The following is a 14,863-nucleotide window of genomic DNA, read 5'->3' on the forward strand; positions in this document are numbered from 1 at the left end:
ATGGTTAGGCTCCTTAGCGCTGCATGCAAAGGCTTACATTCAGGAACTTGCACTGATTATAAATCGGATGGGAATCTGAAAACGTTTCACATTTTTGTACTTTCATATTAAATTTATGCAGCAGCCGCTAGTTGGAGCGTCTAGGAGCGTCCCTTGATTCGTTGCATATAGGCAAGCGGCGTTTCTCCCGTCGCGTCCTTGAACACGCGGATGAAATAGCTGTTGCTGCTGAATCCCAGCTTGGCATGAAGCTCCTTGAGCGGCGTATCCCCTTCCAGCAGCAGCTGCTTGCTCCGTTCGATGCGATGCTCCGTCAGCAGCTCCGTGAACGTACGTCCGGTCTCTTCCTTGACGAGCCTGCTTAAGTACGAAGGGGTGATGCCCAGCCGCTCCGAGGTCTCGTCCAGCGTGAGTCCTTCCCGGTATCGACCCGCAATCATCTGCAGCGCTTGCCTCACGTGGCGCGAATGGCCGGAGGTCAGGTTCAATCTTTGAAGTTCCTGGGCAAGCGTTGTATAGATGCCGCATACAGTTGCCTGCGCCTGGTCGCTCGACAATCCCGGGCGCTGGAAGATCGATAGCTCCTGTACCATCCACTCCGCCGGAATGTCTGCTTTCCGGGCTATTTTGGCGGCAATCTGCACCAGCTCCGCAGACACTCGTTCCAGTATCGGCGCCTTCCCTTGCCCCTGCTTATCAGACCCCATAATCTCCCCTATAATCGCCACCGCTTCTCCTCCATCAGCTGCCTCCATCGCGGCGAGCAGCCGCTTCTCTTGCCCGATAGTCACGTAAGGCTCATTCGCGGAAAGTCCGGCATGGACTGGCTGGCGTGTCTGTCCTTCTACTTCCTGGACCAACTTTCGATAAGCCTCCTGGCTTTTGCCAAGGGAAGGAACGAGCGGACTGATCAATAGCGTGGCCGCCAAATTCATGTACAGCTTCAGCGAAGCCTCCAAGCGGGCGCCCTTCGCGGCAATCCATTGGGCTACCGCAAGTTCGCTGCGCTCCGTGCCGCAAGTAATCAGCATCGCCCACCTTCCGCGATCCAGAGCCACGGTACAGCTCCAAGGGTATCCGCCTCCTGCCTGATCGCACAGATCCGTTACCGACCGAAGATAAGGAATTAATTCCTCTTCCCGCAGCCGCGCTGCGAGCACATCGTAGTGAGCGAGCTGCACGAGCATAAGAACAAAGCGGGGTTTGTCTCTGCTTGAGCCGCTCTCCGAGAAATATTGCTCCAGGGGCTGCATGTCTACTTCCATGCCCAGAAGATGGTCATGAAGGACGGATCTGGAGAGCGCAATATCCGCAAGCTCCTTTACACGCAATTGGGCTGCCCGCTCCTCAAGCTGCTTGCGGACACTTCGGATCACAACGCTAAGCGTGTCAGCGGAAAGCCGGTGCTTCAACAAATAATCGACCGCGCCATAACTAAGGGATCCACGAACATATTCGAAGGAATCATAGCTGCTCAGCACGATAACCTTAAGGCGGGGATTAGCCCCAAGCAATTGACGGGTCAGCTCCAGACCGTTCATCCCGGGCATGCTCATATCGACGATTACCGCATCCGGCTGCTGCGATTTGACCAGCTCCAGCGCTTGCCGTCCGTCCCCTGCTTCTCCGCAAAGCACGAACCCCTCCTTCTCCCATTCCAGCAGGGAACGAAGGTGACTGCGTACCAGCGGTTCATCATCAACGAAAGCGATTTTCCAGTTCATGGGTCACCACGCCTTTCTCTTTGCATTGCGGGAGCTGCAGCTCCACCGTAGTCAATATCCCCGGCACGCTGACAATTGATAATCCGTATTGTTCGCCGAAAGCCAGCCTGATGCGGTCTTTTACATTGCTAATGCCGATACCGGTTCCTTCCCGTGCATGCCGCTCTGATTCGTGCCTAAGGAGGGCCTCAAGCTGCTCCTCCGATATCCCCGCTCCGTTATCCGTTACGTCGATAGTCATATCTGAGCCCTCTCTGCAATAGCTTTTGATGGTAATTCTTCCTGCCCTCTCCGATGAAGCGCCGAACCCATGCAGAAGCGCGTTCTCCACGATCGGCTGGAGCACGAATTTCGGAATCAGGCAATCCAGCGTAGCCTCCTCCGCATCGATGCTTACGGTTATCCGGTCCATAAATCGGTATCTTTGAATGCTCAAATATCGCTTAAGCAGCTCCAGCTCCTCCCGGATCGGAATCAAATCCCGCTTCTGATCAACCGCGAATCGCATAAGCTCCACAAGTGCCGCCGATATTTCGCCGATATTGGGCACCTGTTGAATTTTGGACAAATAGTTGATGGTATTCAGCGTATTATAGAGAAAATGGGGATTGATTTGGGATTGCAGCGCCCGATATTCGGCTTCCCGCTTTTGTCTGCCCCTCTCCTCCGTCTCCTCCATCAGCTCCTGCACATTCGTCATCATGGTGGTGAACATTTCGCTTAGCTGTCCAACTTCGTCTTGGGTATCAATGCGCGGGCGTGCCTTCAGCTGTCCTTCTCCGACCCGCTTCATCGTGTTATGCAGCCGTTTCAGATTTTTTGTAATCTGCTTTGAGAGCACGATAGAGATGACATGTACGGCCAACAGCACCAGTACGGTAATCAAAATCAATTGTTTCCGAATTTGCTCCACTTCCCGCAGCAGCTCGCTTGTTGGGACCATGCCTATGGTTGTCCAGCCGGTGAGATCGGATGCAATCTGTACGGTTAAGTACGTCTCGCCGTTTACTTCCTTTAGCCTGCCTGCTGCTTCCGAGCCTGTCCCCTTGTTCATGTCCCCCATTACCGCGGATAGATCGGAGATCACGTTCTCATTCGAGCCGCTGTGATAGATAATCTGGCCGCGACCGTCCACCACGCCGATGACGCTCCCTTTTAACGGCTGGATTTCGAAGACCCGCTTCATGAAATCGGGATGAAATTCGATTACGCCAAGCCCGATGCTTTTTCCGCCCGTTAATAACGGCCTAACAAGAAGCATGGAGTTCTCCGTGGAAGCGTCGAATAACACATGCCTTCGATTTTCCCGCAGCTCGCCCTTCTCGATCAGACCTTGCAGCTTCGTCTGGTTGATTCGCGAAAAGCCGTTCTGGAACAGCTTTCCGTTAAAGCCCATAACGGATATTCTCTGAATATAGGATTTATAGGCCGCCATGGATGCGATATAATCTTCGACCTGTTTCTTCTCCTGGAACCATTCGTACGAGGGAGCGGCCGTGTCGCTTAGCAGGCTTTGCGCAACCATATCCCGCGTGACGATTACCTTGGCCACCTGATCCGCTTCCTCCATCGTCGAACGGAGCTTTTCATCCGCTCTGCGGATGCTGTCGGATATAAAGATCGTCGCGTTTTCCTCAATGACGCTTGATGCATTTTTATACGTAATGTAGGAAATTGGAATAATTGCCAGACAAATCATGATGCTGAAAGCTATAAACATTTTTCCTTGAATGGTGCGCAATGTCATCTTCCCCTCGTCTATCGTAATGACCATGAAAAGCCACCTGCCGAATTCTCATTCGGCAAGGTGGCTCTTTGAAAACGCTGCCAGGTTATCGCTCAGCGAATGTGCTACAATCAAATAGTAGCACAGGTTATTGTTGAGCTGTCGATTAACCATTAGGCATTTTCGATTATGTTGTTACAGATTCAGGAGGGAGCTTGCAAGGATGGCCGTTCTAAGCAGAATCAGATTTGTGGAGGACCTCTTTGTACGGATGGCATGGGTGATCGAGAATGTGGTGGATGCCGAGACGGAGTTCCCTCGGGCGAGTTACCCAAAAACGATTATATGGTTAGTCCTGGACGGGACGAGAACGATCGAAGTAAACGGTAACCTTCGCGAAGTACGGGCAGGAGATATTGTCGTCATTCCGCCACAAACGCCTAGAATTGTTTTGGCAAGCGACGCATCTGCCAGTCCGTTTCACTACTATACAGTCGGCTGCGATATCAAGATCGGTTCTTTAAACTTCGTGGAGCTGTACAACCTCCCCTTAATAGCACGAATCGAGGATACATCCGCCTTTCAAGAGCTCACTCGATTGACCGCCAAGCTTCTGGAGCAATCCTTGGATGTGATCAAATCACTGCATGCACTGGATCAGCCCCAGTTGATCATTAGCAAGGTCAATACCGACGAAACGGTTGCGCTGCTCGCCGTTAACGCCTCTTTCAACGTCTGGGTGGCGCGCTTCTTCGACATGATGAGAGGTTATATGCCTGACAAAGCCCAGGAGATTGACCCCCGCATCAGCAGGCTGTGCAACTATATGCAGATGAATCTGGAAAAGAAGCTTGCGCTGCCCGATTTGGCCGCATATTTATTTATAAGCGAAAGCCATCTTCGTCTTTTGTTTCGCAAAACAATGGGCATCTCGCCTTCGGAGTATTTGCGGCAGCTCCGCCTTCAGCGTGCGAAGGACCTGCTCGTCAATACAACCTACTCGCTTAGTGAAATTGCGGAGCTTTCCGGCTTTCAGACGCTGAATCACTTCAGCCGGATGTTCAAGTCGAACGAATCCATTCCGGCCACCGAATATCGCAAACGTTATTATGGCATCGCTCAGGGGTAGGGAGATTGGCAAGCTCAAATATGCGATCTGGAAAAGAATCTGGATAAATAATATACTAGCTATAACTGTTTTTTGTTGAGGTGAATCTAATGGATGAAATCAATGAATCGAAGGAAATTGTATTACAAATCGGTGTTGCCTTGAAAAAGTACAGAAAAGAAAAAAACATGAGCTTGGACGACTTATCGGAACTAACGGGCGTAAGCAAACTTACTCTGGGGAATATCGAACGTGGCGAGACAAATCCAACTTTGGCGATTATATGGAAAATTTCAAAAGGTATATCTTTACCGCTATTGGCTTTGTTCAAATCAGAAGACTCTGCTAGTTTGTATCGAGCAGGCGAAGGACTGCGGTTTTCTAATGATCAAAAAAATTGGAGCATTGAACCAATCTTTAAAAGTAACGATATTGAAATGTGTCGGGCTTACTTACAGCCAAATAGCTCGTATCAGCCTGAAGGTCATCATGTCAATACAACTGAAATTGCGACAGTCATGACTGGTTCCATTGAAATTCAAGTCAATGGAGAGATTTTCACATTGAATCAATATGATACTATCAGTTTTCGTGCGGATTGTCCTCATTCGTATACCAATCATACGGATAGCGAAACAGTGCTCCATATATCCTTAAAGTACGATTTCTAAAGTCGAAAATGCCACTTATTAAATACAACTCTGAATTCCATGACGGGAATTTCAGAGTTGTATTTTTGTTTTCAGATGAACAAAAGTATATTATAAATTACTTATTGATAAATTAAATATATTATAATATACTTTATTTATTCGCGCGGGTGTATCGTTTTTTTTTAAATCAGCAGGAAACAAATAATACGCAAGAATTCAGGAAGGAGAAATTAAGAATGCCGAACAAACTAAATAATAAAGCCGTACCATCCTCTACAGGGCTGATCATTCTCGGCATTATTGTTATTGCAGCTAATTTACGTACTCCCTTAACATCAGTCAGTCCTTTAGTGAGTCTGATAAGGGATGACCTTCATATTTCAAATACATCAGCAGGCCTGATCACAACGGTACCCTTGCTTGCATTTGCTTTATTATCGCCTCTAGTACCAAAATTAGGACAAAGGTATGGGATTGAACGCATCATAATGATCGCCTTACTCTTTCTGACTGTAGGTATTGTAATACGTTCTTTATCTGGCGCAGCTAATCTGTTTATCGGGACAGCAATTCTTGGATTCGCAATTGCCGTATGTAATGTATTATTGCCAAGTATAATCAAAAGGGATTTCCCAAATAAAATTGGCTCCATGACAGGTATTTACTCCATTTCAATGAATTTATGTGGAGCAATCGCAACGGGAGTCAGTGTGCCTCTAGCCGTAAACGCAGGTCTAAAATGGCAAGGAGCATTGGGAATATGGGGGATTCTAAGCTTTGTATCCATCCTCTGTTGGTTACCCCAATTAAGAAATCAAACCAAGCAAACAACCACGTCGAGTAAACAAATGGCCAGCAACGATGTGAATGTTTGGAAATCCCTTATTGCCTGGCATGTAACCTTGTTTATGGGTATACAGTCCATGGTTTTCTACGTTTTGATCGCATGGTTGCCTGAAATTTTAAAGCAGCAAGGAATTGATCCAAACCAATCAGGATGGTATCTCTCGATCATGCAGTTAGTTATGCTTCCATTTGCCTTTATTGTCCCCGTTATTGCTGGGCGCATGTCTAGCCAACGGTTTTTAGTGGTCATTACAACCATTTTGCTATTGACGGGAACGATTGGACTTCTTTACGGAAGCTCCAATATGATTCTGTTGTGGATCATCATGCTCGGAATTGGTGGAGGCTTCGCCTTTAGTTTGGCCATGATGTTTTTCGGGTTACGTACTGAAAATGCGCATCAAGCAGCGAAACTGTCTGGTATGGCGCAATCGATCGGATATCTTTTTGCCGCAGTCGGTCCTGCTCTTATAGGATATCTGCATGATGCGACAAATAGTTGGAACCTGCCACTATTCATTCTGCTTGGCGCTTCGGTCTTGCTCTTTTTAGTCGGTATAGGAGCAGCAAGAAACCGTTTTGTAGGTAGCCGAAATAGTTATGAGCTGCCGCGGAAAGCATGAAGGCTATTATCGTCTATGGACGCTAATCAGAGTTACTTTTCGGGGCTATCGGCGTTTTTAACGCCTAAGTTGCTCGTTCGCCTACATTTTGGCTTCATAGACGTTATTATCGCCTATGGACGTTAATCAGAGTTACTTTTCGGGGCCATCGGCGTTTTTAACGCCTATAGTTGCTCGTTCGCCTACATTTTAGCTTCATAGACGTTATTATCGCCTATGGACGCTAATCAGAGTTACTTTTCGGGGCTATCGGCGTTTCTAACGCCTATAGTTGCTCGTTCGCCTACATTTTGGCTTCATGGACGTTATTATCGTCTATGGAACCGTCAATCTATTTTTCGCATGACAACCGCAAGCTCATGATCCACAGTCTGGTATGTCGCATTATTTCCTAAACGATTAAAAAAGCACTGCGTTTCTCCAAGTCGAGATCACAGTGCTTTTTCAATAAAAGCAAGGTACTACATCCGGTAATATATTCTCCTAAACTATCGCCAGCTCCGCGCGCAAAGTATGCTGCAAATTGCCGCCTACCATAACCTCCACCTTGCACGGCTTGACCGCAAAGGCCATCGAGCTGTCCCAGATGCCCAGCTCGTCAGCTCCCAGCTCCAGCATGACCTCTCGTTCTTCTCCCGGCTCCAGAGCAACCTTGACGAAACCTTTCAGCTCGGCGATACGTCTGGTCACCATGGACTCCCGGGCTTTAATGTACAACTGCACCGTTTCCGGGCCGGCGACATCGCCCGTATTTTTCACCTTGACGGCAACCTTGACGCGCTCTCCGTTTGCGAGATCGCCTGCGGCAATCGTCGCGGCAGACAAGCCCAGCTCCCTGTACTCGAAGCTCGTATAGCTGAGCCCATGCCCGAACGCATACAAAGGCGCCGGCGTCATATCGACGTAAACACGCGGCCTGCCTGGATCCTTCTGGTTGTAATACACCGGCAGCTGCGCCGTCGAACGCGGCAGGGATACCGGGAGCTTGCCGCTCGGATTAACTTGTCCGAACAGGATTTCTCCGATTGCCTGCCCGCCTTCCTTGCCCGGATACCATGCGCACAAGACGGCGTCCGCCAGCTCGTCCACCTCGCCGATGGCATGGGGACGACCTTGAATCAATACAACGACAACTGGAGTACCTGTTGCCGCCACTGCCTCCGCCAGCTGAATTTGAGCTGCACCCAGACGCAAATCCGCCAAATCTACCCCTTCGCCGCAATCCATCTCGGCGGGTCGCTCGCCCGCAATGACGGCTTCGCCGTTGCCGTCGAACAGATCGCCGAATTGTCTCGTACTGCTGCCGCCCAGAACAAGCACGGCGACATCCGCAGCCTTGGCAGTCTCAACCGCTTCGGCGATTCCTCCTGTCGATGCGTCACGGATTCCGCAGCCGTGCGCATAGACGACTTCGACGCCTTCCGTTGCCGCCATCCGAATCCCTTGCAGCACGGTCGAGCCGGTCTTCGGACGCTGGACGCTCGTATAGTCCCCCAGCTGATTGTAGATTCGATCGGCATTGGGCCCGATCACCGCGATACGCTTAACGTTTGCATCAAACGGCAGTCTCATGTTGTTATTTTTAAGCAAAATAACGGACTCGCGCGCAATAGCCAAATTGATACGGCGTATGTCCTCGCTGCCCACGACGGATGCCGCCTTGGTTTCGTCCGTATAAGGACGGTCAAACAAGCCCAGTTCGAACTTCAAGCGAAGGACGCGGGCAACCGCCCTGTCGATATACGACTCGTCGACGAGTCCAGACAAAACGGCCGCCTCCAGCGTCGTAAACGATTTGTCCCACAGACTTAAGTCGACTCCCGCGGATAAAGCAAGAGCAGCAGCTGCTTCGTGTCCGCCCGTGAGCGCCAGCAACCGGTCAATCGCCTGGCCGTCGGCCATCACAATCCCTTCGAAGCCCCATTCCTCACGCAAAATTCCCGTCAGCAGCTTGCTGTTGGCATGGCATGGAATGCCGTCGATTTCATTATAAGCGGCCATAAATCCGGCCGCCCCCGCCTTCGCTCCGGCCATCGCGGCCGGTAGATGAATCTCCCGCAGCTCCCGCTCGCCGATGCTGGCCGGTCCGGCGTTTTTGCCGCCAATCCCGGCTCCCTGCGCGCTGAGATGTTTTAATATGACGGCGACTCTATCCGCCTCCGCGAGCTGAGACCAATCCCCTTGCATGCCCCGTACAACGGCTTTCGTAAACGCCGACGCCAGATAGGGATCCTCGCCGTAACATTCCTCCGAACGTCCCCACCTTGGATCCTGCAAAATATCCAACACGGATACCAAAGCAAGATGCGCGCCTCGGCTTCGGATTTCCGCCGCGGTCAAGCGATAAGCACGTTCCATTAACGCCGGATTCCAAGTCGATCCCACATTAAGATTAACCGGCAGCATCGTCCCGTCCAGCGCCTGATGGCCATGCGGACTCTCTTCGCTAAACATAACGGGAATGCCAAGCCGGGTATGCTCCAGCATATATCGTTGAATTTGATTCGCCACGACGGCGCTGTCCCCGGCCGCAATGCCGTTCGAATAATCGACGCCCGACCATGGATCGCTGCGGAACAATCCGTACAGTGCGCCCATCCCGCCGAATGCGGCTGTCTCTTGCATAAACGCATCCGTTAGCGCATAGGCTCCGCCTTCCTGCTTCTCGTATGCATTCCAGCCGTACATCCGTTGATTTAATTGCCCGACTTTTTCCCTGAGCGTCATTTTTGACATCAAATCGTCTACGCGCTCTTTGATCGGCAAGCCGGACTGCTTGTATTTTTCCATAGATGCTTCACCCCGGATCCATGTTTCCTGCTTGCATGCTTCTGTATTTCTTGGGAGTCATCCCCATGTATGTCTTGAACACGGAAACAAAATACTTGTATTCCTTATAGCCGACCTGAGCCGCGATTTCGAACACTTTGTCATGCGTGGTAGCCAATAAACGTTTGGCCCGTTCCATTCTCAACTCGTTCAAATATTCGGTAAAACCTTTGCCCGTGCTTTGTTTGAAAATGTAGCTGAAATAACTGGGCGTAATCTTAAGCCAAGCCGCAACCTCGGAAGCTTTAAGCTCCTGGGTGTAATGCTCGTCGATATACCGTTTGGACTTCTCGACAATCCAGTACGAACGGTCGCCGCCGCTTTGCTCGATCATCTCGAAGAGCTTTTGCATGTCCCGCAGGATCGCTTGTTCGAGCGACTCATACGTATTAAAGAGGTTTGTATCGATGGCGCTGCCGCCCACTCCCGAATCCAGCCCCGTTATGCCGCTTTTGCGCAGCCGCTGTCTCAGCAACGTAAGCAGCTCCTCGTACGCGGACTCGATTTCTCGCAGAAAGTAGAGCTGCTCCCTAAAGAAGGCGAACAGGCTCGCAACCGCTTCTTTCATTTCATTTTGGCTCTGCTTAAACAAGGCCGTAGATAGCAGCTGTACCGACTGGGCCAAGTCGAGTGCCGCCGGCCGCCTTCTTTCGCTCCACACAAGCTCCGTCCGGGAGTCGAGCACCGTTGCCTGCTCTAACGCATAGTAATTCAACAGGTTCGCCGCTTCCGCGCAGCGCAGGGCTGTTTCGTTTAAATCCTCATAAAGCTGCGACACCCCAAAATAGACGGCAGGCGGTTGCTTGCACGCGCGGGACATTTGATCCCATATCGCTTCCCACTCCATCGCTTGCAGCTTGTGATCGGCCACAATCAAGGTGACCAACAAATTCTCGTGATCAAAGATAGAGAAAGAACGGAGCTCCGGCCGACCGTCCGTCATTTGCAAAATGTTGCCCGACCACTGCTCCCGCAGCTCATCGAGCTGCTCCTGCGCCAGCTCCCCGTATCGCTCCTGATACCGATCCAGTTGACTGGCAACAATACGATATTGGGAGCCCTGCAAGGACGAAGGCGCTTCTTTGCTGTACGCGATTCCATTTCTGGCAACGTTGGTGAGCCAAAGCTTGATCTCCTGCATCCCGTCCAGTTGGCTGCGGTTGCGCATCTCCTCCACCATCCGGGTAACGGCCTTGCTGAGTTCGTCGATCTCAACGGGTTTGAGCAAATAATCATGAACGCCGATCCGCATAGCTTGCCTTGCATAATAAAAGTCCTCGTAACCGCTTATGATGATGATTCGGACATCCGGATAACGCCGCGCGAGCTGTCTGGAGAGTTCCAAGCCGTCCATGCCATCCATACGAATATCCGTCAGCACGATATCCACTTGCTCCCGCTCCATTAAGCGAAGAGCCTCCTCGCCGTCATAAGCCTCCCCAATCACTTCGACGCCCAGTTCCTTCCAGTCGATTGTATAACGCAGTCCCTGGCATATGACGGGTTCATCGTCTACGATGATCAATTTGATAAGCTGCCGTTTCTCTTCAACCTGGTTGTCCATGATGTGCACCGCCTTAGCTTTCTGCATTCGGTAGAGGCAGCCGCAGCCTGATCACGGTTCCCTCGGGTGATGATTCGACGATTTGCAAGCCATACTGCTGGCCAAAGGAAATCGTCATCCGCTCATGGATATTGTGCAAAGCGCCGCGCTTGCCCATCATCGGTTCTAGCGAATGACTTCCTTGTATAGCCTCTATGATTTCTTTTTTGCGTTCAGGGGTCATTCCCTTCCCGTTATCCGAGACGTCCACCCAGATATCTTCCTCATGCCGATAGGCGATAACTTCGACGATATGGACAGGCTTTGACTTGTCCACCCCATGTTTGAAAAAGTTCTCGACCAACGGTTGGATCGAGGCCCTTAGCGTTGGCGCTTCCTCGATCTCGGCTTCCAAATGCAACTTGTACGCCAGCTTGTCGCCCAATCGGTACTGCTGCAAGAATAAGTAGGCCTGTACAAACTCCATTTCTTTGGCGAGCGTAGTCTGATGTTGATTATTCCCAACCCGAGCCCGGAAAAATTTGGACAACATTTCGATCAGACGGCTCGACTTGTCCGCTTTCTCCAATCTTGCCGTCCAGCGGATCATATCCAGCGTATTATACAGAAAATGAGGATCGATCTGATTCTGGAGCAGCTTGAGCTCAGACTCTCTTTCGTTCAGCTCCAGCTTGTACTTATGCTCGATCAGCTCTTCGATCGTACCGACCATCGCGTTAAACTTCCGATTCAAGTCCGCGATCTCATCCTGCGATTCCACCGGAACCCTTACGCTGAAGTCGCCTCCTGCAACGCGAACCGTTTCCTTCTTCAACCTTAATATGGGCCGTATGATCATATAATTAAAGCCGTAAAAAGCGGCCAAAGCCAATACGATAATAGCCGCCAATATCGCTGTCATCATCCATTCCGCGCTTCGGAATTGTTCGGAGATATGCGACTCGGGGATCATCGCGACGATCGTCCAATCCGTTATGGGCATTCGATGATAAAGCGTCATGTGAGGCTCGCCGTTTACTTCGACCGTGCTAAAGCTTCGCTTGCCCCGGGCTAGCTCGTTGATTTGTTCGGCATAAGGCTTGTAATCTTGAGGCGTCTGATCATTCGAAGCGAGAAGCAGCTCTCCCTCCGCACCCAATAGATAAACCTGGCCGGATGAATCATTCAGGATGCCCTTCTCCAGCTCGGACACCATGCTTTGCTCGTCCAGCCGGATTGTCAGCAAGCCTAGCGGCCGCGTGATATCGACATAGGAGTTGAGCACTCTTATCAACGAAAACACGTTAACCTGACCGTACCAGGCGCTTTCCAAGGCATAACCTTGCGTCCAGAACAAGCCGCCCTTTTTGGCTATGGCTTGAACCTGCCAACCGCTTTCATCGCCGGTAAACGGCTCGCCCATCCCGATGGAATTGCCGTTGTTTCCGACGATCTCAATGGATCGGATATAACTTTTGGACATCAACTGGAAGGTCAGGAAGTTTTCGATATCGTTTTTCAAGTCTGCTTTCTGTTGATCGCCGAGAGGCGGAGAGGTCCGCAAATATTGCCGCATATCCGGACTTAAGATCAGGTAGTCGGCCATATCCGTCACCATCTTCGTCTGTTCGGACAGCTGGCTGGTGACATTGTCCAAATTACGTTGGATGGCGCTTATATATTGTTCTCGCAAAACGAGCTGGTAGTTGTATTGGACAATAACGCCGACACCGACTGTAGGCAAAATCACGAACAACAGAAAGATGATGAGCGCTTTTTTCCTCAAGCTCAGCCTTGCCCAACTTCTTCTGCCCATTGTCATGATGCGCCTCCTTAGCTGCCGGTTCTAGGGCGTGTATGCATACACGCCCTAGCGTTTAACCTTGTGGGACATATTGTACATCTATGTGGAATAACGAATCAACCTTTTACCGCGCCGGCCGTCATGCCCGTAACCAATTGCTTCTGCAACAGGAGATAGAACACGACAATCGGGATAAAAGCAATCGTTAACGCAGCCATCTGAAGCGTATAATTCGCTGTTTCCAAGCCAACGAAGTTGGATAGGCCAAGCGGCAGCGTCTTGAGGCTGTTGGACGTGATCAAAACCAAAGCGAATAGATATTCGTTCCAGTTGTAGATGAAGTTCAAGATAACGACGGTTGCCATCGCGGGACGCGTAAGGGGCAAAATGATGGACCAAAAGATCCGGAAGATGCCCGCGCCGTCCATGATGCCCGACTCCTCCATGTCCTTCGGAAAGCCGCGCATAAAACCTTCCAGAATAAAGACGGTGAGCGACAAGTGAAAAGCCGTATAAGGTAGAATGAGCGAGAAATAGGTATCGATCAAGCTCAGTTTTTGCATGATAAGGAAGATCGGAATCAAGGTTGCATGGATCGGAACCAACATGCCGAGCAAGAACAAGGCATACGTAAATCCGCGCAGCTTAAATTCGAATCGGGATAAGAAAAACGCCGCAAGCGCGCCCAAAAACACGGTCACGATAAGCGAAATAAACGTAATCAGGAAGCTGTTAATAAAATAAGTGTCCATATTGGCGATATCCCAAGCCTTCACGTAGTTCGAAAGCTCGATACCCGTCGGGAAGGAAAACGGATCCGCTGCATATTCCTGCTCCGTCTTAAATGAGTTGATGATCATCCAGAAGATAGGGACCAGATTCATAATAGCGAACAAACCTAAAAATACGTAAGCGAATATTTTGAATAATGGAGATCTCTGTTTCACGATTGCTCCTCCCTCCTATGCCTTTTCCTTGCCGAGCCGGTTTGCAATCGTAATCACGACCAAGCTGAACAACAGAATCATAATCGATACCGCGCTTCCATACCCATACTCCAAATTGACGAAAGCGCTGGAATACATATGGATCGTCATAACCTCGGTTTGATGCGCCGGACCGCCTCCGGTCAAAACCTGGATAAGGTCGAACACGCGGAAGGAGTTGCTGATGCTGTACACGATCGTGACCATCAGCGTGGCTCGAATCATGGGAAGCGTAATGAACCAGGTCCGCTTAAGCCCCGTCGCTCCGTCCAGCTCCGACGCTTCGTTGACTTCGTCGGGTATATTTTGAAGAGCGGCAAGGAACATGACCATATATAGGCCGACGTTCTGCCAGATGTAGGCGATGCTGATGGACAGAATCGACCACTTGGGATCGCTAAGCCAATTCTGCTGCCAGCTCTCGAGCCCCACGAACTTCAAGAAATTATTAAGCAAACCGAACTCCGTGTTGTAGATCATCCCCCAAATGAGCGAGACCATAACCGAAGAGATTACGACCGGCATAAAGCCAACCGTACGGAAAAAACCCGAACCTTTAAGGCCTTTGTTGAGCAGCAATGCCATCAGAAGGCCTAACGGCAGTTGACCGACCAGGCCCGTAATCATAATGACGATATTATTTTTAACCGAAAGCCAAAACGTATCGCTATTGAACATTCTCACGTAGTTGTCGAATCCGGCAAATTCTTTGGCGCCGATTCCGTTCCAATCCATAAGCGAATAATAAAAGGAAATTCCGATTGGAACGATGGCAATTCCCAGGTAGATAAGGAGGGCTGGAAACAATCCGATAAAGATGGCCAGCTTGCTCCGTTTAAGCGTATGCATCCATCATTCTCCCTTCAGAGGTAGTTCAAAAAGTCCGCTTCCCATTACGAAGTATTACATGAAGCATATTCGACGTCGAATATTGAATTCAGCCGAACCTTCCGTTTCTCACGTAGCTCTGCTACGCTCCGATACTCAGTTTCTAGCTTCATTCAATCTTCTCGGTACTGAG

Annotated in this window: 10 protein-coding genes; 3 read left to right on the top strand and 7 right to left on the bottom strand. The window is 50.2% G+C overall.

The window, feature by feature from the left end; all coding sequences use genetic code 11:
• Window positions 1-140: 140 nt before the first annotated feature.
• Both PAT3040_RS15900 and PAT3040_RS15905 read right to left on the bottom strand, forming a co-directional pair.
• Window positions 141-1,724, bottom strand: a complete 1,584-nt coding sequence (locus PAT3040_RS15900) for a response regulator transcription factor (RefSeq protein WP_108993525.1) — start codon at window positions 1,722-1,724, stop codon at window positions 141-143.
• Entirely contained in the window at window positions 1,699-3,498 is a 1,800-nt protein-coding gene (locus PAT3040_RS15905; protein ID WP_108993526.1) for a cache domain-containing sensor histidine kinase, read from the bottom strand. The genes PAT3040_RS15900 and PAT3040_RS15905 overlap by 26 nt, the downstream gene beginning before the upstream one ends.
• 175 nt (window positions 3,499-3,673) lie before the next feature.
• Here PAT3040_RS15905 and PAT3040_RS15910 point away from each other — a divergent pair, with 175 nt between their 5' ends.
• The 3 genes from PAT3040_RS15910 (at window position 3,674) to PAT3040_RS15920 (ending at window position 6,680) form a co-directional block, all read left to right on the top strand.
• Window positions 3,674-4,579 (top strand): helix-turn-helix domain-containing protein, encoded by a 906-nt coding sequence (locus PAT3040_RS15910; RefSeq protein ID WP_108993527.1) that lies wholly within the window; start codon window positions 3,674-3,676, stop codon window positions 4,577-4,579.
• An 89-nt stretch (window positions 4,580-4,668) separates the two neighbouring features.
• Window positions 4,669-5,229, top strand: coding sequence for a helix-turn-helix domain-containing protein (locus PAT3040_RS15915; protein ID WP_087566365.1), 561 nt, complete (start codon window positions 4,669-4,671; stop codon window positions 5,227-5,229).
• Window positions 5,230-5,447: 218 nt separating this feature from the next.
• Window positions 5,448-6,680 carry a CynX/NimT family MFS transporter gene (locus PAT3040_RS15920; protein ID WP_108993528.1) on the top strand — a complete coding sequence of 411 codons (1,233 nt, stop codon included), beginning with the start codon at window positions 5,448-5,450 and terminating at the stop codon, window positions 6,678-6,680.
• Window positions 6,681-7,163: 483 nt separating this feature from the next.
• Here PAT3040_RS15920 and PAT3040_RS15925 read toward each other — a convergent pair whose 3' ends face one another.
• The 5 genes from PAT3040_RS15925 to PAT3040_RS15945 form a co-directional block, all read right to left on the bottom strand.
• Window positions 7,164-9,470 carry a glycoside hydrolase family 3 N-terminal domain-containing protein gene (locus tag PAT3040_RS15925; RefSeq protein ID WP_108993529.1) on the bottom strand — a complete coding sequence of 769 codons (2,307 nt, stop codon included), beginning with the start codon at window positions 9,468-9,470 and terminating at the stop codon, window positions 7,164-7,166.
• Between the two features lie 7 nt (window positions 9,471-9,477).
• Window positions 9,478-11,073 carry a response regulator transcription factor gene (locus PAT3040_RS15930; RefSeq protein ID WP_181376648.1) on the bottom strand — a complete coding sequence of 532 codons (1,596 nt, stop codon included), beginning with the start codon at window positions 11,071-11,073 and terminating at the stop codon, window positions 9,478-9,480.
• A 13-nt stretch (window positions 11,074-11,086) separates the two neighbouring features.
• The gene (locus PAT3040_RS15935) at window positions 11,087-12,868 is read right to left on the bottom strand and encodes a cache domain-containing sensor histidine kinase (RefSeq protein ID WP_258234995.1); all 1,782 of its coding nucleotides are present in this window, start codon (window positions 12,866-12,868) and stop codon (window positions 11,087-11,089) included.
• Window positions 12,869-12,972: 104 nt separating this feature from the next.
• On the bottom strand, window positions 12,973-13,803 hold the full coding sequence (locus PAT3040_RS15940) for a carbohydrate ABC transporter permease (RefSeq protein ID WP_087566370.1): 831 nt from the start codon (window positions 13,801-13,803) through the stop codon (window positions 12,973-12,975).
• Window positions 13,804-13,818: 15 nt separating this feature from the next.
• Window positions 13,819-14,691 (bottom strand): carbohydrate ABC transporter permease, encoded by an 873-nt coding sequence (locus PAT3040_RS15945; RefSeq protein WP_087566371.1) that lies wholly within the window; start codon window positions 14,689-14,691, stop codon window positions 13,819-13,821.
• Window positions 14,692-14,863: the final 172 nt, after the last annotated feature.

This window comes from Paenibacillus agaridevorans (assembly GCF_003112455.1).
Lineage (GTDB): Bacteria > Bacillota > Bacilli > Paenibacillales > Paenibacillaceae > Pristimantibacillus > Pristimantibacillus agaridevorans.

Coding starts and splice junctions, on each gene's coding strand:
- PAT3040_RS15930 (WP_181376648.1), bottom strand. CDS start 11,073: ATGGACAACCAGGTTGAAGAGAAACGGCAGCTTATCAAATTGATCATC.
- PAT3040_RS15925 (WP_108993529.1), bottom strand. CDS start 9,470: ATGGAAAAATACAAGCAGTCCGGCTTGCCGATCAAAGAGCGCGTAGAC.
- PAT3040_RS15920 (WP_108993528.1), top strand. CDS start 5,448: ATGCCGAACAAACTAAATAATAAAGCCGTACCATCCTCTACAGGGCTG.
- PAT3040_RS15910 (WP_108993527.1), top strand. CDS start 3,674: ATGGCCGTTCTAAGCAGAATCAGATTTGTGGAGGACCTCTTTGTACGG.
- PAT3040_RS15935 (WP_258234995.1), bottom strand. CDS start 12,868: ATGGGCAGAAGAAGTTGGGCAAGGCTGAGCTTGAGGAAAAAAGCGCTC.
- PAT3040_RS15900 (WP_108993525.1), bottom strand. CDS start 1,724: ATGAACTGGAAAATCGCTTTCGTTGATGATGAACCGCTGGTACGCAGT.
- PAT3040_RS15915 (WP_087566365.1), top strand. CDS start 4,669: ATGGATGAAATCAATGAATCGAAGGAAATTGTATTACAAATCGGTGTT.
- PAT3040_RS15945 (WP_087566371.1), bottom strand. CDS start 14,691: ATGCATACGCTTAAACGGAGCAAGCTGGCCATCTTTATCGGATTGTTT.
- PAT3040_RS15905 (WP_108993526.1), bottom strand. CDS start 3,498: ATGGTCATTACGATAGACGAGGGGAAGATGACATTGCGCACCATTCAA.